The sequence below is a fragment of the Streptomyces violaceus genome (assembly GCF_036014075.1).
In the GTDB taxonomy this organism is placed as follows: domain Bacteria; phylum Actinomycetota; class Actinomycetes; order Streptomycetales; family Streptomycetaceae; genus Streptomyces; species Streptomyces violaceus.
In genome coordinates, this window is sequence record NZ_CP107911.1 from 7625179 (window position 1) to 7645668 (window position 20490).

Genomic DNA, 20490 nt, shown 5'->3' on the forward strand with positions numbered 1-20490 from the left:
GGTCAGGTGGGCGATCAGGCCGATCAGGCCGCTTCGACGACCTCGCCGCGGATGGCGGCCGCCCACTCGACGACCAGGAACTCGTATTCCGCGCGCTCCTCGGCGGACAGCTTGCCGCCCGTGCGCCGCCACAGCGCACGGATCTCCTCGTTGACCTCGGCAGCGGACCGCACGGAACCAGGGGTCGAGAAATCGGGGGACATGCGGACCAGCCTAGGGGCACCCACTGACAGCCCGCTACCGGACGGCTACGGGATCCCTATGCGGTTGGTCACGAGACGCGGATCACGCGCTGGCGGGTCAGCCCGCGGACTCGGCCGCGTGCGGGCTCAGCGCACCCATCGACACCAGGACGATGATGAGGATGCCGAGGGCGATGCGGTAGTAGACGAACGGCATGAAGCTCTTGGTCGAGATGAACTTCATGAACCATGCGATCACCGCGTATCCGACCGCGAAGGCGATGATCGTCGCGAAGATCGTCGGCCCCCAGGAGACATGGCCGCCCTCCGTCGCGTCCTTGAGCTCGAACAGGCCGGAGGCGAGCACCGCGGGGATGGCGAGCAGGAAGGAGTAGCGGGCCGCGGCCTCGCGCTTGTAGCCCATGAACAGGCCGCCGCTGATGGTGGCGCCGGAGCGGGAGACGCCCGGGACCAGGGCCATGGCCTGGCAGGCGCCGTAGATCAGTCCGTCCCGGACGCCCAGGTCCTCCAGGGCCTTGCGCTGCTTGGGTGCGCGGTGGCGGCCGCTCTTCTCGTCCCGGGCGGCGAGCCGGTCGGCGACGCCCAGGACGATGCCCATGCCGATCAGCATCGTCGCGGTGATCCGCAGATCGCGGAACGGGCCCTCGATCTGGTCCTTCAGCGTCACGCCGAGCACACCGATCGGGATCGAGCCGACGATGACGAGCCAGCCCATCCGCGCGTCGGGGTCGCCGCGCAGCTCCTTGTCGGTGAGCGAGCGTGTCCACGCGGACAGGATCCGCCCGATGTCCTTGCGGAAGTAGATCAGCACGGCGGCCTCGGTGCCGATCTGGGTGATCGCCGTGAAGGCCGCACCCGGGTCCTTCCAGTCCAGGAAGGCCGCCGTCAGCCGCAGATGCGCGCTGGAGGAGACGGGGAGGAACTCGGTCAGCCCCTGGACGAGTCCGAGGATGAGTGATTCGAACCAAGACATGAGGTAGCGGAGTCCAAGTGCCGATGCGGGACGGACGACGGGCACACCGGGCCGCCGTATGAGATGACCGTGGGATCAGGTGTACCGAGGGGGAAGCGTAGCGTCCCCGGATGACCCCCTGGGACGCAGGGGTTGGAAGGCGGTCCGCAGGGGGCCGGATCAGGCCGCCGTCGGGCCGGTCACCGTCCAGCCGGGCGTCTGGGGGCGGGCCGTGAGCTCCTCGTGGCGCACCTCGTCCCCGCAGGCCCGGCAGGTGACGGCCGGGGTGAGTGCCCGGCCGCAGGAGTGCTCGAGGACCATCGGGCGGTCGCTGTCCGTCCGCAGATGGCGGTCGCCCCACGCCATGAGGGTCATCAGCACCGGCTCCAGTTCCAGTCCCGCCTGCGTGGGCCGGTACTCGAAGCGCTGCGGGCGCTCGCTGTAGGGCTGCTTCGTCAGGATCCCGGCGTCGACGAGCCGGCGCAGCCGCGTGGCGAGGATGTCGCGAGGGGCGCCGATGTTGCGCACCAGCTGATCGAAACGGCCGTTGCCGAGGCACACCTCCCGCAGCACGAGCAGGGAGTACTTCTCGCCCACGAGCGCGAGGGTGTCGGCGATGGAGCAGGGGCGCGGGTCTTTGCTGGCGGCCATGGACCTCAGTCTAGAAGAGGGTTGGATTTTCCTACCCGCCAGGCTACTGTGAGTTTGAATTTCCTACTCACTGGTAGCTCCCGTTGGCCATGGAGGACCGCACCATGCGTGACGCAGTCATCGTCGAAGCCGTACGCACCCCGATCGGCAAGGGCAAGGAGAACGGCGCCCTCGCGCACGTCCACCCCGTGGAGCTGCTCGCCCACACCCTGCGCACCCTCGTCGAGCGGTCCGGCGTCGACCCGGCGCTGATCGACGACGTCATCGGCGGCACCGTCGACCAGGTCGGCGAGCAGGCCATGAACACCACCCGCTACGCCGTCCTCTCGGCGGGTTTCCCGGAGTCGGTGCCCGCGACCACCGTGGACCGCCAGTGCGGCTCCTCGCAGCAGGCCGTGCACTTCGCGGCGCAGGGCGTGCTCTCGGGCGCGTACGACCTCGTCGTGGCCTGCGGAGTCGAGTCGATGAGCCGGGTGCCCATGTGGTCGAACGTGCCCGCGGGCAAGGACCCCTTCGGCCCCGGTGTCGCTGAGCGCTACCCCGAGGGGCTCGTCCCGCAGGGCATCAGCGCCGAGCTGATCGCCGCCAAGTGGTCGATCGGCCGCGAGGGGATGGACGCCTTCGCGCTCTCCTCGCACCACAAGGCCGCCGCGGCCTGGGAGAGCGGGCTCTTCGACGCCGAGATCGCGCCGCTGGAGGGCGTCACGCGCGACGAGTGCGTACGGCCCGGCAGCACCACCGAGATCCTCGCCGGGCTCAAGCCCGCCTACTACGACCCCGGTTTCGCCGAACGCTTCCCGCAGATCGAGTGGAACGTCACGGCGGGCAACGCCAGCCCGGTCAACGACGGCGCTTCGGCGGTGCTCATCACCTCGAGCGAGACGGCGGCCCGGCTCGGCCTGCGCCCGCTCGCCCGGCTGCACAGCTTCGCCGTCACCGGCTCCGACCCGCTGCTGATGCTGACCGGCGTCGTACCGGCGACCGAGAAGGTGCTGCGCCGGGCGTCGCTGACCCTCGACGACATCGACCTGTTCGAGGTCAACGAGGCGTTCTCCAGTGTCGTACTGGCCTGGCAGCAGGAGACCGGCGCCGACCTCGCCCGGGTCAATGTGCACGGCGGCGCCATCGCCCTCGGCCACCCCCTCGGCGCGAGCGGCACCCGTCTGACGACGACGCTCGTGCACGCGATGCGGGAACGGGGCGCCCGGTACGCGCTCCAGACGATGTGCGAGGCGGGCGGGCTCGCCAACGCCCTCGTCCTGGAACGGGTGTGACCGGGGCCGCAGCCCGGTCACACCCGGTGTAACGGTTCGTCAGAGGCGGCGCAGCTGGTGCCGCTTGCGCCACGCCACCACCACGCCCACCAGCGCGGGCACGGCGATGCACGCCAGGGCGATCAGGAAGGCGGGGGACGTCGGAGTGGAGGCACGGGCGCCGGCGACGGCGTAGGCGGCGGTGTTCGGGATCGAGCCGAGGCCCGTCGCCAGCAGGAACGGCAGCAGGCCCATGCGGGAGAAGGAGGCGCAGTAGTTCGCGGCCCAGAACGGCACACCGGGGAACAGCCGCAACGCCAGCATCGAGCGGAACCCGTGCCGGCTGAGCTGGCCGTCCACGGTCTTCAGCCAGCGTCCGCGCAGCAGCGGCCGCAGGGCGTCCTGGCCCAGCGCCCGGCCCAGGCAGAAGGCGATGCCGGCACCGAGCACCGTCCCCGCCAGAGCCGTGCCGGTGCCCAGCTGGGAACCGAACAGCGCGCCCGCCGCGAGATTCAGCAGCGGCCTCGGTACGAACGCCACGGTGCACACGCCGTACGCCACCGCGAACACCACCGCCGCCGCGGCTCCGCCGAGCTGCGGCGGCCAGCCCTCCGTCAGCAGCCTCTGCGGCTCGAACAGCAGCACCGCGCACGCGCCCCCGGCGAGCAGGGCGACGAGCAGGGACAGCCGCGACCACGGGGAGAGCAGCACTCTCGTGCAGCGAGCGGCGAAACGGGTCGGTACGACGGGCGAGGCGGTCGTTGCCGGGGAAGCGGCGACGGCGAGCTCCGCGGTGCTGGCCCGGGGAGAGGCCGTGGCGGTGCCCCCAGAGCGGGTGGTGGCATCGAGCATCCGGCGACACTAACCGACAAATATGTGTGATCGCCGTATGGTTCGTCTCACGAGCGTCACAGGCAGCTGAACGCTCCCTTGCGTGCGGCCCCCCCCGAAAACCATTCGACGTGCGGTAAAGCGTCGGCAAGGATCGGCGTCATGTTCCGGCAGGCCTTCACCCTCGCAGCATCCGTGGTCACGGATGCCCCGAAGGCTGCCGTCGTAGCTCCCACAGCCGTTGCAGACGGCGCCCGAAGCTGACCCTCTCCGGTTCGTCCGGTCGGACCCCGCAAGGGGAGGGTCGGGCAGGTCCTCGGGGTCCCACTTCATGACTAGACGCTTCGAGGTACAGCCATGTCCAAGACGGCCTACGTCCGCACGAAACCGCATCTCAACATCGGCACGATGGGTCATGTCGACCACGGCAAGACCACCCTGACCGCCGCCATCACCAAGGTCCTGGCCGGCCGCGGCAACGGCGCGTTCGTGCCGTTCGACCGGATCGACCGGGCGCCCGAGGAGGCGGCGCGCGGCATCACCATCAACATCGCGCACGTGGAGTACGAGACCGACACACGGCACTACGCGCACGTAGACATGCCGGGCCATGCCGACTACGTCAAGAACATGGTCACCGGCGCCGCGCAGTTGGACGGAGCGATCCTCGTCGTCTCCGCGCTCGACGGGATCATGCCGCAGACCGCCGAACACGTACTGCTCGCCCGGCAGGTGGGCGTCGACCACATCGTCGTCGCCCTCAACAAGGCCGACGCCGGGGACGAGGAGCTGACCGACCTGGTCGAGCTGGAGGTGCGCGACCTGCTCACCGCGCACGGCTACGGCGGTGACTCCGTACCCGTCGTACGCGTCTCGGGCCTGAGGGCGCTGGAGGGGGACCCGCGCTGGACGGCGTCCATCGAGGCGCTGCTCGACGCGGTCGACACGTATGTGCCGATGCCGGAGCGGTATCTGGACGCGCCGTTCCTGCTGTCCGTGGAGAACGTGCTGACCATCACCGGGCGGGGGACCGTGGTGACCGGTGCGGTGGAGCGGGGCACGGTGCGGGTCGGGGACCGGGTCGAGGTGCTAGGGGCTTCGGTCGAGACGGTGGTCACCGGGCTGGAGACCTTCGGCAGGCCGATGGAGGAGGCGCAGGCCGGGGACAGTGTGGCGTTGCTGCTGCGGGGGGTGGCGCGGGATGTCGTCCGGCGGGGGCATGTGGTCGCCGCGCCGGGGAGTGTGGTGCCCAGTCGTCGGTTCACCGCGCAGGTGTATGTGCTGTCCGCACGTGAGGGTGGGCGTACGACTGCGGTTTCCAGTGGGTACAGGCCGCAGTTCTATATCCGCACGGCGGACGTCGTGGGGGACGTCGACCTCGGTGAGGTCGGCATCGCGAGGCCCGGTGACACGGTGGTCATGACGGTGGAGCTGGGGCGGGAGGTGCCGTTGGAGGCGGGGCTCGGGTTCGCCATTCGTGAGGGTGGCAGGACTGTCGGGGCGGGGACCGTGACGGCGGTTGACTGAGGTTGTGGGGAGCTGCGGGGCCGTTGTGGCTGGTCGCGCAGTTCCCCGCGCCCCTGAAGGGGCGCCGCAACCCAGGCACAATGAGATGGTGAACGAGTCCATCCCGGTAACCCTCGATGTCGATCACGGCGCCGCCAAGCTCATGCCCGATGTCGACCGGGAACGCGCCTGGTTGCTCACCGTCGACGGGGCGCCTCAGTCGTATGTCGATCTGGACGATCCGACGCATCTGGAGTTCGAGTACACGCGGCGGCTCGGGCATGTGCTGGACGTCGTGGCGGAGCCGGGGCGCGTGCTGGACGTGGTGCATCTCGGGGGTGGGGCGCTCACGCTGCCCCGGTACGTGGCCGCGACCCGGCCGGGGTCCCGGCAGGACGTCGTCGAGGCGGACAAGGGGCTGCTGGAGATGGTGGCCGAGCATCTGCCGTTGCCGGAGAGCGCCCGGGTCGCGCCGCACGCGGCGGACGCGCGGGACTGGCTGGAGAAGGCCGCGGCGGACTCGGCCGATGTGATCGTCGCCGACGTGTTCGGCGGTTCGCGGGTCCCGGCGCACCTCACGTCCGTTCCCTACGTCCGTGAGGCCGCGCGGGTGCTGCGGGACGGCGGGGTCTATCTCGCCAATCTCCCCGATGCGGCGCCGTTCGCCTTTCTGCGGTCCCAGCTCGCCACCCTGGCGACGGAGTTCGAGGAACTCGTGCTGATCGCCGAGCCGGGGGTGCTGCGGGGGCGGCGGTTCGGGAACGCGGTGCTCGTGGCGGGGCACCACGCGGTCGACCTGACCGCTCTGGCACGGCTCACGGCAGCCGACGCCTTTCCGGCCCGGGTCGAACACGGCGCCTCCCTGCGGCGGTTCATCGGGGGCGCGCGGGCGGTGCGGGACGAGGATGCCGTGCCGTCACCCGAGCCCCCCGACGGGGCGTTCGGTATCGGCTGACGCGTGCCCGACGCCGCCCTGGGCCACCGAGGTGGTCCTGCGCCGCAGGTCGCGCACGTCCGGTACGCACAGCGCGCCCGCCGTGACCAGGACGACCAGGCCCGCGCAGCCCCAGAGGGCCGTCGTACGGCCGAACGCCTCCTCCGCCGGGCCCGCCCCGGCTGTGGCGAGCGGTGACAGTGCGACGGAGCCGAACCAGTCGTACGCCGAGACGCGGGAGAGCTTGTCCTCGGGGATCTCCTGGTGCAGTGCCGTCATCCAGGAGACGCCGAACACCTCCACGGTCGCGCCCGCGACGAACATCACCACGAACAGGACGCCGATGGGGACCGGGACGGCGAGTGCGGCCGCGGGCAGGGCCAGGGGGAACACGCACAGTGTGCCCGCGAGGAGCAGGCGGCGAGGTTTCCAGCGGGTCATCAGCAGGGCGCCGGCGACCGTGCCCGCCCCGAACGCCGCCAGGGCGAGGCCCCAGGGGCCCGCGCCGCCGAGGTGGTCGCGGGCGACGAGCGGGCCGTACACCGCTTCGGCGGCGGCGACCACGGCGTTGGCGATCGAGAACTGAAGGACGATGGCCCACAGCCACGGCCGGCCCGCGAACTCCCGCCAGCCCTCCCGCAGATCGGCGAGCATGCCGCCGCCCGGTGCGCGCGGCGCGATGTGGCCGACGTCGAGGAAGGCGCGGAGCGCCCCGGCGAGCGCGAAGGCCGCGGCGTCCGCCGCGAGCACCCAGCCGGGCCCGATCGCGGCGACCATGGCCCCGCCGAGCGCGGCACCGCCCAGGGCGGCGCCCTGCATCGCCATCCGGAACACCGCGAACGCGCGGCCCGCCTGCTCGCCGTCGACCGAGGACATCAGCATGCCCTCGGCGGCCGGGCCGAAGAAGGCCTGGCCGGTCCCGCCCAGGGCGGCGAGCAGCATCATCTGCCACAGCAGGGGCTCCCCGGTCAGCACGAGCGCGGCGAAGGCGGCCTGCGAAAGGCAGTTCAGGGCGTTGGCCGCGACCATCACATGGTGCCGGGGCAGCCGGTCCGCTACGGCGCCGCCGATCAGCAGGAACAGCACCAGCGGGAGCGTCCGTGCCGCCGCGACCAGGCCGACGTCACCGCTGTCACCGCCCGTTTCGAGAACGGCGAACGCCGCCGCGACCAGGGCGCCGTGGCTGCCCAGGTTGGTGACGACCGCGGCGGCGGTCAGCAGGGAGTAGTTGCGGCCCGCCCAGGCGGGGCGACGGGTGGCGGTCGGCACCCCGTGACTATCACCGGGGCCCGGCCGCCTTGCCAAACGGATTATCGCGGCCCCTGCCGGTCACGCCCCCTTGGGCCCCTCCTTGGTGAGGCGCACGGTGCCGAGGATCTTCTGGATGGTCGCCTCGGACAGCTCGTCCTTGACGCCCTTGGCGCCGTACAGGTTCCAGGTGACGTAGTCGCCCGCGCCGTTCTTGAAGGCGAAGGTGATCGCCTTGCCGTCGCTGTCGCACTTGCCGTTCTGGGGGGTGTTCTCCGAGTGCGCCGTGGCGACGCTGCCCTTGATGCCCGACTTGGTGGTGTACGGCTTGGGCTTGGTGAACTTCACGCTCTTCTTGTCCGGCTGGGTGTAGCCGCCGAAGATCCACCACGGCACGCGGGTCTCGGCCGCCTCGTCCGTGGTCTTCGCGCCGTCCTCACCGCGGGTGCCGACGGTGGCCAGGGCGGTCTCGTCCTCGCGGCCGTCCTTGTCGTCGTCGCTCGTGCACCACTTGGACTTCAGGTAGGCGGGGGCGGTGACGCTGGTGCGATCCATCTCACCGTCCTTCTTCTCCCACTCGAAGCCCACGCTCGTACCGGGAGTCTCGATCTCCCAGTCGGCGGGGACGTCGAACTGGGTGCCGAAGCGCGTGTTGACGACGACCTTCCAGCCGGGGATGGTCGCCTTCTCCTCCTCACCACCGCGCGGGTTGCTGTCGGAAGCGGAGTCGCTCGGCTCCGGGGAGGACTTGGAGGCAGTCGGGGTCGGCTTCTTGTCGTCCTTGCCGTCCGCCGTGTCGTCCTTGTCGCCGCCCAGCACCAGGAAGCCGGTGACGCCGGCCGCCACGACCACCGCCGTGGCCGCGATGATCGCGACCAGCTTCGTCCGGTTGCCGCCGCCACCGCCCTGCGGCGGCTGGGGCGCGCCGGCCGGCGCCGGGGCGCCCCACTGCGGCTGCTGCCCGTAGGCGCCCGGCTGCTGTTGCTGATAGCCCGGCTGCTGGTACGGATTCGGTTGCTGGTACCCCGGCTGCTGGTACGGGTTGTTCGCTTGCGGGTTCTGCTCGCCCCCGGGCGGCTGCTGTCCTGGCCACATGGGCAGTCACCCTAGCCGCGCCATGGACACGATTCGGTCACTGCCCGTGGACGGAGACGTAGCAACGCGGGGACGATGCGGCGCGAACCGGCGCGCAGCGGACCGATGCGGCGGTCGTCACATGGCCTGGTCAGCCACCTCTACTCGTGAGTAACGTTCGGGCATGAGCGCAGACCAGATGTCCATCGGCGAGATGCTCGCCGCCACGGTGCCCATGGCCCGGACCCTGAACCTCGAGTTCCTCGAGACCACGCCGGAGCGGGCGGTGGTGTCCCTGCCGGACCAGAGCGAATATCACAACCATGTGGGCGGGCCGCACGCCGGCGCGATGTTCACGCTCGGCGAGTCCGCGAGCGGGGCGATCGTGCTGGCCGCGTTCGGGGACCAGCTCTCGCGTGCCGTGCCGCTCGCCGTCAGCGCCGAGATCGCCTACAAGAAGCTGGCGATGGGCGCGGTCACGGCGACCGCGACCCTCGGCCGCCCGGCCGCCGAGGTCGTCGCCGAACTGGACGCCGGCGGGCGTCCCGAGTTTCCGGTGGCCATCGCCATCCAGCGGGCCGATGGTGCCGTGACCGGTGAGATGACGGTCCTCTGGACGCTGCGTCCCAACGGCTGAGCCCGCTGTCGCGTGGCTGAGGACCCGGCCGAGGGGTGAACCCGGCCGGGGCCCTCGCGTTGCCTCAGGCCGCGATGTGCCGGTGCGCGGGGGGTGCCGGGTGTGCGGCGGCTACGCCGGGCGGGTGGGCGCCGTCCAGCTCCGCGACGAAACCCTTGAGCCACGCCACGAACTCCGGCCCCAGGTCGGGCCGCTCGCAGGCCAGCCGGACCACCGTGCGCAGGTAGTCCGCCTTGTCCCCGGTGTCGTGGCGCAGGCCCTTGAAGACGACTCCGTGCACCGTGCCGCCCGTGGCCAGCTCCTGAAGGGCGTCGGTCAGCTGGATCTCGCCGCCCCGGCCGGGCGGGGTGCGCTCCAGGACGCCGAAGACGGCCGGGTCGAGGACGTAGCGCCCGATGACGGCGTAGCCGCTCGGTGCGTCCTGCCGGGCCGGCTTCTCGACCAGGCCGGTGACGCGGACGACGTCCTCCTCGCCGGTGGGTTCGACGGCGGCGCAGCCGTAGAGGTGGATCTGCTCCGGCGGGACCTCCAGCAGGGCGACCACGCTGCCGAGACGGCGGTCGCGCACGTCGAGCATCCGGCTGAGCAGTGTCTCGCGCGGGTCGATCAGGTCGTCGCCGAGAAGAACGGCGAAGGGCTGGTCGCCGACGTGCCGGCGGGCGCACAGTACGGCGTGGCCGAGGCCGAGCGGGTCGCCCTGCCGGATGTGGTGGATGCTCGCCAGCCGGCCCGGGTCGCGCACCGCGTCCAGCCGTACGGTGTCGCCCTTGGCGGCGAGGGCCTGCTCCAGTTCGAAGGCGTGGTCGAAGTGGTCCTCGATGGCCCGTTTGTGCCGGCCGGTGACCATCAGGACGTCGTCGAGTCCCGCCGCGGCCGCCTCCTCGACGACGTACTGGATGGCCGGCTTGTCGACGACCGGCAGCATCTCTTTGGGCGTCGCCTTCGTGGCGGGCAGGAAGCGGGTGCCGAGGCCGGCGGCCGGGACGACCGCCTTGCGGACGGTGCGGGCGGTTCGGGCGGGGGTGACCGGGGTGGAGGGGTGGGGGGCGATCATGCGGCCCATGCTGACCCGCGGAGATGAGAGCCCGCCGAGAGCCACATGGGAGTGCGCTGTGAGTTGGAGATTTCGTGGACCAACCGCCTTTGTGTGCACACAACTTGAGGCCCGTCACGGTGCGGATTTCGAATGCCGGTGCGGATACCGCCGGTAACATATCTGAATTCCCGGCGTTTTGAACTTGGGCCATCCGCACTCCTTGTTACCTGTGAGTCGCATGTGCGAAAGTGAGCCGCCTCACACCCAAGTCCGCTGCTGACGCGGCATAGGTATGCACCAATCACGCACCTGCTTTCCGACGGACGCGCAATTCGCATGCCGTCTGCGGCTGGAAGGAAATGGTTCAGTGCAATCCCCGTACCCCCCACGCCCGCCGTACCCGCCGCGACCCGGAGCGGGGCCCGCGGAGTCCGACCGCAATCTTCTCGCCCGGGTCGGCGAACCCGGTGAAGGACCGCGCGCAGTCGCGCTGTTGCTCTCGCGGCACTGGCGGGCCGTCTACGAATACGCCGTGATCTGTCTGGCGTCCTCGGAGGACTCGGCGTCCATGGCGGCCGCGGCCGCCTTCCGCCGGGAACTCGCCGGGCCGGGCGGCGGTGCCCTGCGCCCGCGCCTGCTCGCGGCCGTGCGGGACACGGTCGGGGAGTGGGCCGCCGACGACGGGATTTCCGTCGTCCTGCCGGAACTCCGCAAACCCGTCGGCGCCCGAGGTCTGCGCGCCGCCCGGCCCATGACACCCGAAAGGCGGCGCCTCGCCGAGCGGGCATTCCGGATCCTTCCCGGGGCTTCCCAATGCCTGCTCTGGCACACGGAGGTCGAGGCCGAGCCCATATCCGTACCGGCCGGTCTGCTGGGGGTGGACACCCGTACCGCGTCGGCCGCTCTGGAGCAGGCGCGCGAGCAATTCCGGACGGGGTGCGTACGGGCGCACCGGGAACTCGCGCCGACGCAGGAATGCCGGTACTACAACCGCTTGCTGGACGTTCCCATGCGCCGCGGCGGGGCTCTGCTGCCGGATGTGCAACGGCATCTCATGGCCTGCCGCTACTGCCGTCACGCCGCCGAGCAACTCAGCCATTTCGAGGGCGGTCTGGAGGACCTGCTCGTCGAGACCGTGCTCGGCTGGGGCGGCCGCCGTTACCTCGAATCACGGCCGGGCCGCGACGGGCTCCAGAGCGCCTTGCCTGTGGGTGGGCGCCACCGTCTGCGGACCCACGCCCTGCCGGCGGGCGGCCGGCTCGGGGCTCCGAGGAAACACACGAAGGCGCTGGTCGCCGCGGTCGGGCTGACCTCCCTGGTGCTGCTCGCGACCCTGCTCGCCGCGCGGGGCTGGTCGGAGGAAGGCGGCAGCGCCGACCCCCAGGCCACCTGGGGAGCGGTCAGCGGCCACTCCGTCGACCCGAGGGGCGCGGGAACCTCGTCCACGGAGTCGTCCTCGGCCGGTGTCCCGTCCGCCGCCTCCGCGGGCAATCCCGCCGAAGTGGCCCGCGGGCGGCTGCGCAACCTCGACGCCGGACTGTGCCTCGACGTCCGGGGCGGCCGGGTCCGGGCCGACGCCCGTATCGTGCTGACCGCCTGCTCCGACAGGTCCCCGCAGTGGTCGTACCAGGACGACGGCCTGCTGCGCAGCGCCACCGACCCGACGCTCTGCCTCGGCTCCGGCACCGCCGGGGGATCGGTCGACCTGGCCGGGTGCCTCGTCCACGCCGGAGTCGTGCGCTACGACCTGACCGTGCGTGGCGAACTCCTGCCGCGCGGCGGCAGGGGACTTGCCGTCGCCCCCGGTAAGGGCCGGCACGTGATCGTCACCGGGCGCGACGGGTCCGAGGCACAACGCTGGGACCTGGAACCGTCGGTCGCCCGCGAGGAGGCGGGGGAGCCCCGGCAGCAGCGCCCCCAGGACTCCCAGGTCGTGCCGCGGGAGAAGCGGCAAGAGAAGAAGGGGCCGTACTCCGATGCCCCCTCGGCGCATCCGCCCCGGCCCCCGCGGGCCAAGTCCGAGCAGCAGCTCCCGCCGGACCGTTACGAGCCGCGGATCGCCCAGGTGGCCTGCTGCGACGAACCCGACCCGGGCCCCGACGACACGGCCGCGCCCGGCCCCGACGTACTGGGGCGGGCGACCACCGGCGTGGCGAGGACCGCGCTGACACTGCACGCCGCGACGCTTCCGTAGGGCCCGGGGACATCGGCTGAGGCTTTCGGCCCTGCTCCCGTGGCCGGAGTGCCCTGAGGGCACCCGCCGGGGCAACCCGTTCGCCCCCCGGGGCCTGCGGCGGCCTCACCCCGGTCTCGTGGACCGAGGTTGGGGGCATCAGGCGGGTTGGCCTGTCTCTCTCGTGGTGGGCCGGGGCTTGGGGGCTGCTCGCCGGGTCAAGCCCGTCCCGCTTCCGTGGCCGGGTTTTCGGGGGGACCCGCCGGGGGAGTCCGTGCGGCTCTGGGGGGCGGGGTGTCGGGGGCCTGTCCTGCCGGGGTTGGGGGCTTCTGGCGGGTTGGCCCGTCCTGCCTGCGGGCTGGGGCTTGGGGGCGGCTGCTCGCTGGGTTGTCCCTGGCCCGCACCTGCGGCCGGGGCTTCGGGGGTACCCGCAGGTGTAGTCCGTCCGGCTTGTGGGCGGATCTCCGTGCCTGGTCCCCGGGTTGGGGGCACCTGGCGTAGGGCCCGTGAGGACCGGGGTCTTGGGGGCAACGGCCGGACCCCGTCTCGCTCCTGTGGCCGAAGCGTCGCGGGGCCCGGGCGGTCGATCCGTCCGGCCCACGAGGCCGGGGCCTGCCCCGGCCTCGTGGGCCGACGATGGGGGCATCTGCCGGGGCAGCCCGCCCCGCTCGTGCGGGCCAGGGGCTGCGGGGCAGCCGCCGGGTTGCCCCAGCCCCGCGGCCCGTCGCCATGGGCCGGCCATGGGTCATCCGGCCGGGTGACCCCGGTGTCGGTTCGGGGAGAGGTTCACCCGACCTGCCCGTGGTGTCCGGCGAAAGGTGAAGGCGGGCCTGGCGCATAGTGCGTTCATGACCGACACCGTCTCCCGTTTCCCCCGGCGGTCCGCCCTTCGTCTGCTCGGTGGGGCGGTCGCCGTGGTCGCGGTGACCACCGGCGGGTTCGCCCCGGCTTCCCGTGCTCACGCGCGGAGCGGACGCGGCCAGGGCTCCGGCGCCCGGGTCGAGGGGCTGCTCGCCCGGCTCACCCTCGACGAGAAGATCTCCCTGCTGCACGGCGCCACCGACCCGCGCCCGCTCGGCCAGGCGGGCTACGTCCCCGGAGTGGCACGGCTCGGCATCCCGCCGCTGCGTCTCGCCGACGGCCCGGCCGGTGTCCGCGTCACCCGGCATGCCACCGCCCTGCCCGCCCCCGTCCTGCTGGCCTCCGCCTTCGACCCGGACCTGGCCAGGCGCTACGGCCAGGTCATCGGACGGGAGGGCCGCGCCCTCGGCCAGGACGTGCTGCTGTCCCCGATGGTCAACCTCATCCGCACCCCGTACGCCGGCCGCAACTTCGAGACCTTCAGCGAGGACCCGCTGCTCTCCGCCCACCTGGTCGCCGCCGAGATCGAGGGCATCCAGGGCGAGGGACTCATCGCGACCGTCAAGCACTTCGCGCTCAACAACCAGGAGCGCGACCGCACCTCGGTCGACGTGCGCGTCGACGAACGGACCCTGCACGAGACCGAGCTGCGCGGCTTCGAAGCGGCCGTCGCGGCCGGCACCGGCGCGGTGATGGGTGCCTACAACAAGGTAAACGGCACCTTCGCCTGCGAGAACGAGGAGCTGCTCACCGACGTCCTGCGCGAGCGCTGGGGCTTCACCGGCTGGGTGATGACCGACTGGTCCGCCGCGCACAGCACGCGCAAGGCCCTCATGGCGGGCCTCGACATGGAGATGCCCGACGGCACCCACTTCGGCACGGCACTCGCCTCGGCCGTGCGGGACGGCGGCGTGCGAGAACAGCACGTCGACCGGGCCGTGCGCCGTGTCCTGACCGTCATGGACCGCTTCGGACTGCTCGACGGCACCGTTCCGCAACGTCCGGACCGTGACGCGAAGGCCGGTGCGGCCGTCGCGCGCGAGGTCGCCGAGGCGGGCGCCACCCTGCTGCGCAACGCACACGGCACCCTGCCCCTGACCGCCGGCGGGAGCGTGGCGGTGATCGGGCCGACCGGCGCCCGGCCCCTGGTCAGCGGCGGCGGCAGCGCCCACGTCGTGCCCGAGCACGCCGACAGCCCTCTCGACGCCATCCGGTCGCGCGCCGCACGGGTGACCTACGCACTCGGCGAGGACGCCTTCGGCAAGCCCCTCCCGGCGAGCGCGCTCGACCCCGCCTTCGACACCGAGGCCCAGCGCGTCGACGCCGGCCGGACCTGGACGTACGACGGCACCCTCACGGTGACCGACGCCGAAGCCGGCGACGACTGGACGTTCGTGCTCCACTACTCCGGCACGCCCCCGCTCCGCCCGAAGGTCCTGCTCGACGGGGAGGACCTGTTCCCGCTGGTGCCCGGCTGGGACGAGTACTTCATGGGCGGCCTGCTCACCCACGCGGCCGACGGCCTGTCCGTGCGCCGCAAGACCTTGAAGCCGGCCAGGGGAACGCACCGGTTGTCGATCACCGCACCCGGCGGAGACACCGGCCAGTCGTTCCGGCTGCGCCGCATCACCGCCGCGACCCGCGCGCAGGACGTCGCTGAGGCCGTACGGGCCGCCCGCGCCGCCCGGGACGTCGTCCTCTTCGCCTACGAGGACGCCATCGAGGGCCAGGACCGCACGACCATCGCCCTCCCCGGCAACCAGGAGCGGCTCATCGAGGCCGTGACGGCGGCCAACCCGCGCACCACCGTCGTCCTCAACACCTCGTCCGCCACGTCGATGCCGTGGCTGGAGCGCACCGGCGCCGTGCTCCAGATGTACTACCCAGGCCAGGAGGGCGCGGCCGCCACCGCCGCCGTCCTGTTCGGTGAGCGCGATCCCGGCGGCCGCCTCACCCAGAGCTTCCCCGCCGACGACGCCCACCACCCCGTCGCCGGAGACCCTCGCCGCTACCCCGGCGTGGCCGGCACAGAGCACTACACGGAGGGCGTCCACGTCGGCCACCGCTGGTACGACGCCGAGGACGTACCGCCGCTGTTCCCCTTCGGCCACGGACTGTCGTACACGTCCTTCGCCTATGAGGACCCGGACGCGCACTGGACGGCCGACGGCCTGGACGTCGCCTTCACCGTCCGCAACACCGGCCGGCGCGACGGCGTGGCCGTGCCGCAGGTGTACGCGGGACCGGCCCCGGACCTCCGGCTCGAGCAGCCGGTACGCGTACTGGCCGGCTACCGGCGGCTCGCCCTGCGGGCGGGAGAACAGCGGCGCGTGACCGTACGCGTCGAGCCGCGCACCCTGTCCTCCTGGGACCCGAAGGTCCACGACTGGGTGCTCGGCACCGGCCCGCGCACCCTGTGGATCGCGACGTCGTCACGGGATCCGCGGCTGCGGACGAGCGTACGGGTGGGCGGCTGAAACCAGGCGTGCGGCGAGCGGCGTGTGCCGCCTGGCCGACAGGCGCCTGGCATCGAACCGGAACAAACTGGTACCCCTCCTGAGGCCGTCGCAGAACCCCCAGGGAGTCACTCATGCCCGAGGCCCCGCGCCAGGACAACAGGACCGCACCGACCGACGAGGAGCTGCGCAGGCTGGACGCCCACTGGCGGGCCGCCAACTACCTGGCGGCCGGTCAGATCTACCTGCTGGCGAACCCGCTGCTGACCGAGCCGCTCAGGCCCGAGCACATCAAGCCCCGGCTGCTGGGGCACTGGGGCACCTCACCCGGGCTGAACCTGGTCTACACACACCTCAACCGCGTGATCAAGAACCGCGGTCTCGACGCCCTGTGCGTCTGGGGCCCGGGCCACGGCGGGCCCTCCGTGCTGGCCAACTCCTGGCTGGAGGGCAGCTACACCGAGAAGTACCCGGACGCGACCCGGGACGCGCCGGGCATGGAGCTGCTGATGAGGCAGTTCTCGTTCCCCGGCGGCGTGCCCAGCCACGTCGCCCCGGAGGTCCCCGGCTCGATCCACGAGGGCGGCGAACTCGGCTACTCCCTCGCCCACGCCTACGGCGCCGCCCTCGACAACCCGGGCCTGCTGGTCGCCTGCGTGATCGGCGACGGGGAGGCGGAGACGGGCCCGCTCGCCGGCTCCTGGCACGCCAACAAGTTCCTCGACCCCGTCCATGACGGCGCCGTCCTGCCCATCCTGCACCTCAACGGCTACAAGATCGCCAACCCCACCGTGCTGTCCCGCATCCCGGAGGCGGAACTCGACGCGCTCCTGCGCGGCTACGGACACGAGCCCATCCACGTCAGCGGCGACGACCCGGCCACCGTCCACCGCGCGATGGCCCACGCCCTGGACACCGCGCTCGACCGCATCGCCGAGGCACAGCACGCCGCCCGTGAGGAGGGCGTGGCCGAACGCCCGCGGTGGCCGGTCATCGTGCTGCGCACCCCGAAGGGCTGGACCGGCCCGGCCGAGGTGGACGGCGAGCCGGTCGAAGGGACCTGGCGCTCCCACCAGGTGCCGCTGTCCGGCGTCCGAGACAACCCGGAACACCTGCGGCAACTGGAGGCCTGGCTGCGCTCTTACCGGCCCGAGGAGCTGTTCGACGCCGAGGGCCGCCCGGTGGCGGACGTCCTCGACTGCGTCCCCGAGGGCACCGGGCGGCTCGGCGCCACCCCGCACGCCAACGGCGGACTGCTGCTCCGTGACCTGCCGGTCCCGTCCCTGGACGACTTCGCCGTCCCCGTCGACAAACCGGGCACGACGACGCACGAGCCCACCCGGGTCCTGGGCGACCTCCTCGCCCAGGTCATGCGGGACACCACCGACCGCCGTGACTTCCGCCTGGTCGGCCCTGACGAGACCGCCTCCAACCGGCTCCAGGCCGTCTTCGAGGCCAGCGGCAAGACCTGGCAGGCCGGAACTCTGCCGGTGGACGAGCACCTGGACCGGCACGGCCGGGTCATGGAGGTCCTCTCCGAACACCTCTGCCAGGGCTGGCTGGAGGGCTATCTGCTCACCGGCCGGCACGGGCTGTTCTCCTGCTACGAGGCGTTCGTGCACATCGTCGACTCGATGGTCAACCAGCACATCAAGTGGCTGCGCACCTCCCGGCGACTGCCGTGGCGGGCCCCCATCGCCTCCCTCAACTACCTGCTGACCTCGCACGTGTGGCGACAGGACCACAACGGCTTCTCCCACCAGGACCCCGGCTTCGTCGACCACGTCCTCAACAAGAGCCCCGAGGTCGTCCGGGTCTACCTCCCGCCTGACGCCAACACCCTGCTGTCCGTCGCGGACCACGCCCTGCGCAGCCGCGACTACGTCAACGTCGTCGTGGCCGGCAAGCAGCCCTGCTTCGACTGGCTGTCGCTGGACGAGGCCCGGGTCCACTGCGCCCGCGGCGCCGGCACCTGGGAGTGGGCCGGCAGCGAGGACGGCTCCGGGGAACCCGACGTGGTGCTGGCCTGCGCCGGTGACGTCCCCACCCAGGAGGTCCTGGCCGCCGCGCATCTGCTCCGCCGGCACCTGCCCGACCTGGCGGTCCGCGTGGTGAACGTCGTCGACCTGGCCCGCCTGCTGCCCCGCGAGGAGCATCCGCACGGCATGAGCGACTTCGAGTACGACGGCCTGTTCACCTCCGACAAGCCGGTGATCTTCGCCTACCACGGCTACCCGTGGCTGATCCACCGCCTCGCCTACCGCCGCGCCGGGCACTCGCACCTGCACGTGCGCGGCTACAAGGAGTCCGGGACCACGACCACGCCCTTCGACATGGTCGTCCGCAACGACCTCGACCGCTACCGCCTGGTGATGGACGTCATCGACCGCGTCCCGGGCCTTGCGGTGCGCGCCACGGCCGTACGCCAGCGGATGGCCGACGCCCGCACCCGCCACCACGCCTGGATCCGCGAGCACGGCACGGACCTGCCCGAGGTCGCCGAGTGGACGTGGAACGCCTGAGCCGCGGGGCACGTCCTGTAACCCGGTAGGCTTCCCGTGCCCGTAGGGAAGCTCAGGGAAGGAACCCGCGTTGCACGTCCAGGAGTGGCTCGAAACCGTACCCGCCGTGGCCGTCTATGCACTGGTGGGAGTGGTCATCGGCCTGGAAAGCCTGGGCATCCCGTTGCCGGGCGAGATCATCCTGGTCTCCTCCGCGCTGCTCGCCTCCCAGCACGGTGACATCGACCCCGTCGTCCTCGGTGCCTGCGCCACGGCCGGCGCGATTATCGGTGACTCCATCGGCTACGCCATCGGCCGCAAGGGCGGCCGACCCCTGCTGGCCTGGCTGGGCAAGAAGTTCCCCAAGCACTTCAGCGAGGGCCATATCGCCACCGCCGAGCGCTCCTTCGAGAAGTGGGGCATGTGGGCCGTCTTCTTCGGCCGCTTCGTCGCCCTCCTCCGCATCTTCGCGGGCCCCCTCGCCGGCGTGCTCCGCATGCCGTACTGGAAGTTCGCCATCGCCAACGTCCTCGGCGGCATCCTCTGGGCCGGCGGTACGACAGCGGTCATCTACTACGTCGGCATCGTCGCCGAGTCCTGGCTGAAGCGCTTCTCGTGGCTGGGCCTGGTGGCGGCGGTCCTCGTCGGCGTCACGTCCATGCTGGTGATCAAGCGCAAGGCGAAGAAGGCCCAGCCCGTGACGGCTGCCGCGGAGTAGAAAGCCCTTCGCTTTCCTACGCGTGCACCTCACGATGTGCCTTCGCCAACTCGGCGTACATCGTGCCGTTGAGGGTGACCCCCTGCCGCTCTTCCTCGGTCAGCTCCCGCCGGACCTTCGCGGGAACCCCCGCCACCAGTGACCCGGGCGGCACGACCATCCCCTGCGGCACCAGCGCCTGCGCGGCGACAAGAGACCTGGCCCCGATCACGGCCCCGTTCAGCACGGTCGCCCCCATACCGATCAGACAGTCGTCCTCGACGGTCGCCCCGTGCACCACGGCGTTGTGCCCGATGGACACCCGCTCACCCACCGTCACGGGAAAACCCGGGTCGGCATGGAGCGTGCAGTTGTCCTGGACGTTGCTGCTCGCACCGACCGAGATCGCCTCGACGTCACCGCGGAGCACGGCCCCGTACCAGACGCTCGCCCCCGCACTCAGCGTCACGCCCCCGATCACCGAAGCCGTCGGCGCCACGAACGCCTCCGGATCGACCTGCGGCTCCCTGCCGCCGATCCCCGTGATCATCGCCCGCTGTGCCATGCCCGCCTCCAGAAACGTCGTAGACAACGCGCAAACCGTACGACACCCGGTGGGGTGAAGATCACAGGCCTCCGACGCCGCGGGGTGAGCTGCCGCTGAGTACCGTGACTTCGTGCCGAAGCGCAAGAACACGTTCTCATCCTGGCGGCGGGGCCTCGCGCAGCGCGCCGTCCACGCGGGCTGGGCCTGGGTGCAGCGCACCGGCTCCGTCACGGCCGAGCACCCCGGGCGCTACCGCTTCGGCGCGATGGGAACCGGTACCAGGCTCGCCTTCCCGCTCGGCACCGTCTTCGGCGAACCCTGGATCCATGTCGGCGCCCACTGCATCATCGGCGAGCAGGTCACCCTCACGGCGGGCCTGATGCCCGACCTCGATCTCGGCCCCGACCCGATCCTGCGCCTCGGCGACGGCGTCGTCCTGGGCCGCGGCAGCCATGTCATCGCGGACACGACGGTCATCATCGGCAGCGACTGCTACTTCGGTCCGTATGTGTACGTCACGTCCACGAACCACTCCTACGACGATCCGCACGAGCCCATCGGCAAGCAGTGGCCGCGGATGGAGCCGGTGGAGATCGGGCCCGGCTGCTGGATCGGCACGGGCGCGGTGATCCTGCCGGGCGCCCGGATCGGGCGGAACGTGGTGGTGGCCGCGGGCGCGGTCGTCCGGGGCGCGGTGCCCGACCACGCCGTGGTGGCGGGGGCACCGGCCCGCGTCGTACGGCGCTGGACCCCCGCCGACGGCTGGCAGCCACCGCTGCGCACCCCGCCGCCGGTACCGATACCGGACGGTGTCACGCCCGAGCAGCTGCGCGCGCTGTCGGACCTGGACGAGGAAACGGCGGCCCGGCTGGCGGAGCTGGACGAGGAGGCGGCGGCCGGCCTCGCGGAGCTGGAGCCGGGCTCCTGACC

At 72.0% G+C, this 20490-nt stretch carries 17 protein-coding genes; 9 read left to right on the top strand and 8 right to left on the bottom strand.

What is annotated here, in order from left to right:
* Positions 1-23: 23 nt before the first annotated feature.
* From OG542_RS34385 to OG542_RS34395, 3 genes are all read right to left on the bottom strand, one after another.
* Positions 24-203, bottom strand: a complete 180-nt coding sequence (locus OG542_RS34385; protein ID WP_184599516.1) for a hypothetical protein — start codon at positions 201-203, stop codon at positions 24-26.
* A 97-nt stretch (positions 204-300) separates the two neighbouring features.
* Positions 301-1176, bottom strand: coding sequence for an undecaprenyl-diphosphate phosphatase (locus OG542_RS34390; protein WP_328415947.1), 876 nt, complete (start codon positions 1174-1176; stop codon positions 301-303).
* 159 nt (positions 1177-1335) lie between these two features.
* Positions 1336-1806 carry a winged helix-turn-helix transcriptional regulator gene (locus OG542_RS34395; RefSeq protein WP_328415949.1) on the bottom strand — a complete coding sequence of 157 codons (471 nt, stop codon included), beginning with the start codon at positions 1804-1806 and terminating at the stop codon, positions 1336-1338.
* A gap of 104 nt (positions 1807-1910) precedes the next feature.
* Between OG542_RS34395 and OG542_RS34400 the strand changes: the two genes are divergently transcribed.
* Entirely contained in the window at positions 1911-3080 is a 1170-nt protein-coding gene (locus tag OG542_RS34400; protein ID WP_328415951.1) for a thiolase family protein, read from the top strand.
* 39 nt (positions 3081-3119) lie between these two features.
* Here the strand turns inward: OG542_RS34400 and OG542_RS34405 are convergent, their stop codons facing one another.
* Complete coding sequence (locus OG542_RS34405) at positions 3120-3911, bottom strand: TVP38/TMEM64 family protein (RefSeq protein ID WP_261682870.1); 792 nt, start codon at positions 3909-3911, stop codon at positions 3120-3122.
* A 336-nt stretch (positions 3912-4247) separates the two neighbouring features.
* Between OG542_RS34405 and tuf the strand changes: the two genes are divergently transcribed.
* Positions 4248-5417 carry an elongation factor Tu gene (gene tuf / locus OG542_RS34410; protein WP_328415954.1) on the top strand — a complete coding sequence of 390 codons (1170 nt, stop codon included), beginning with the start codon at positions 4248-4250 and terminating at the stop codon, positions 5415-5417.
* A gap of 88 nt (positions 5418-5505) precedes the next feature.
* The gene (locus OG542_RS34415; protein ID WP_328415956.1) at positions 5506-6351 is read left to right on the top strand and encodes a spermidine synthase; all 846 of its coding nucleotides are present in this window, start codon (positions 5506-5508) and stop codon (positions 6349-6351) included.
* On the opposite strand, the gene OG542_RS34420 is transcribed toward OG542_RS34415, so the two are convergent.
* The gene (locus OG542_RS34420; RefSeq protein ID WP_328415958.1) at positions 6313-7599 is read right to left on the bottom strand and encodes an MFS transporter; all 1287 of its coding nucleotides are present in this window, start codon (positions 7597-7599) and stop codon (positions 6313-6315) included. The genes OG542_RS34415 and OG542_RS34420 overlap by 39 nt on opposite strands.
* 60 nt (positions 7600-7659) lie before the next feature.
* Positions 7660-8673: a hypothetical protein gene (locus tag OG542_RS34425; RefSeq protein WP_328415960.1), complete on the bottom strand. Its 1014-nt coding sequence runs from the start codon at positions 8671-8673 to the stop codon at positions 7660-7662.
* A gap of 163 nt (positions 8674-8836) precedes the next feature.
* Here OG542_RS34425 and OG542_RS34430 point away from each other — a divergent pair, with 163 nt between their 5' ends.
* Positions 8837-9289, top strand: coding sequence for a DUF4442 domain-containing protein (locus tag OG542_RS34430; protein WP_184599525.1), 453 nt, complete (start codon positions 8837-8839; stop codon positions 9287-9289).
* A gap of 64 nt (positions 9290-9353) precedes the next feature.
* Here OG542_RS34430 and galU read toward each other — a convergent pair whose 3' ends face one another.
* Positions 9354-10343, bottom strand: coding sequence for a UTP--glucose-1-phosphate uridylyltransferase GalU (gene galU, locus OG542_RS34435; protein ID WP_328415963.1), 990 nt, complete (start codon positions 10341-10343; stop codon positions 9354-9356).
* 349 nt (positions 10344-10692) lie between these two features.
* Between galU and OG542_RS34440 the strand changes: the two genes are divergently transcribed.
* From OG542_RS34440 to OG542_RS34455, 4 genes are all read left to right on the top strand, one after another.
* On the top strand, positions 10693-12519 hold the full coding sequence (locus OG542_RS34440) for an RICIN domain-containing protein (RefSeq protein WP_328415965.1): 1827 nt from the start codon (positions 10693-10695) through the stop codon (positions 12517-12519).
* An 827-nt stretch (positions 12520-13346) separates the two neighbouring features.
* A complete protein-coding gene (locus tag OG542_RS34445) occupies positions 13347-15836 on the top strand; it encodes a beta-glucosidase family protein (RefSeq protein ID WP_328415967.1) in 2490 nt (829 codons plus the stop codon).
* 113 nt (positions 15837-15949) lie between these two features.
* Positions 15950-18337: a phosphoketolase family protein gene (locus OG542_RS34450; RefSeq protein WP_328415969.1), complete on the top strand. Its 2388-nt coding sequence runs from the start codon at positions 15950-15952 to the stop codon at positions 18335-18337.
* Positions 18338-18407: 70 nt separating this feature from the next.
* A complete protein-coding gene (locus OG542_RS34455; protein ID WP_193482116.1) occupies positions 18408-19034 on the top strand; it encodes a DedA family protein in 627 nt (208 codons plus the stop codon).
* A gap of 16 nt (positions 19035-19050) precedes the next feature.
* Here OG542_RS34455 and OG542_RS34460 read toward each other — a convergent pair whose 3' ends face one another.
* Positions 19051-19578 carry a gamma carbonic anhydrase family protein gene (locus OG542_RS34460; protein WP_328418224.1) on the bottom strand — a complete coding sequence of 176 codons (528 nt, stop codon included), beginning with the start codon at positions 19576-19578 and terminating at the stop codon, positions 19051-19053.
* Positions 19579-19690: 112 nt separating this feature from the next.
* Here OG542_RS34460 and OG542_RS34465 point away from each other — a divergent pair, with 112 nt between their 5' ends.
* Entirely contained in the window at positions 19691-20488 is a 798-nt protein-coding gene (locus OG542_RS34465; protein WP_328415971.1) for an acyltransferase, read from the top strand.
* The last annotated feature ends 2 nt before the right edge of the window (positions 20489-20490 follow it).

Bases quoted from the DNA above. Each gene is read 5' to 3' on its own strand.
- OG542_RS34400 (WP_328415951.1), top strand. From the start codon at position 1,911: ATGCGTGACGCAGTCATCGTCGAAGCCGTACGCACCCCGATCGGCAAG.
- OG542_RS34450 (WP_328415969.1), top strand. From the start codon at position 15,950: ATGCCCGAGGCCCCGCGCCAGGACAACAGGACCGCACCGACCGACGAG.
- OG542_RS34385 (WP_184599516.1), bottom strand. From the start codon at position 203: ATGTCCCCCGATTTCTCGACCCCTGGTTCCGTGCGGTCCGCTGCCGAG.
- OG542_RS34390 (WP_328415947.1), bottom strand. From the start codon at position 1,176: ATGTCTTGGTTCGAATCACTCATCCTCGGACTCGTCCAGGGGCTGACC.
- OG542_RS34445 (WP_328415967.1), top strand. From the start codon at position 13,347: ATGACCGACACCGTCTCCCGTTTCCCCCGGCGGTCCGCCCTTCGTCTG.
- OG542_RS34430 (WP_184599525.1), top strand. From the start codon at position 8,837: ATGAGCGCAGACCAGATGTCCATCGGCGAGATGCTCGCCGCCACGGTG.
- galU (WP_328415963.1), bottom strand. From the start codon at position 10,343: ATGATCGCCCCCCACCCCTCCACCCCGGTCACCCCCGCCCGAACCGCC.
- OG542_RS34460 (WP_328418224.1), bottom strand. From the start codon at position 19,578: ATGGCACAGCGGGCGATGATCACGGGGATCGGCGGCAGGGAGCCGCAG.
- OG542_RS34395 (WP_328415949.1), bottom strand. From the start codon at position 1,806: ATGGCCGCCAGCAAAGACCCGCGCCCCTGCTCCATCGCCGACACCCTC.
- tuf (WP_328415954.1), top strand. From the start codon at position 4,248: ATGTCCAAGACGGCCTACGTCCGCACGAAACCGCATCTCAACATCGGC.
- OG542_RS34405 (WP_261682870.1), bottom strand. From the start codon at position 3,911: ATGCTCGATGCCACCACCCGCTCTGGGGGCACCGCCACGGCCTCTCCC.
- OG542_RS34425 (WP_328415960.1), bottom strand. From the start codon at position 8,673: ATGTGGCCAGGACAGCAGCCGCCCGGGGGCGAGCAGAACCCGCAAGCG.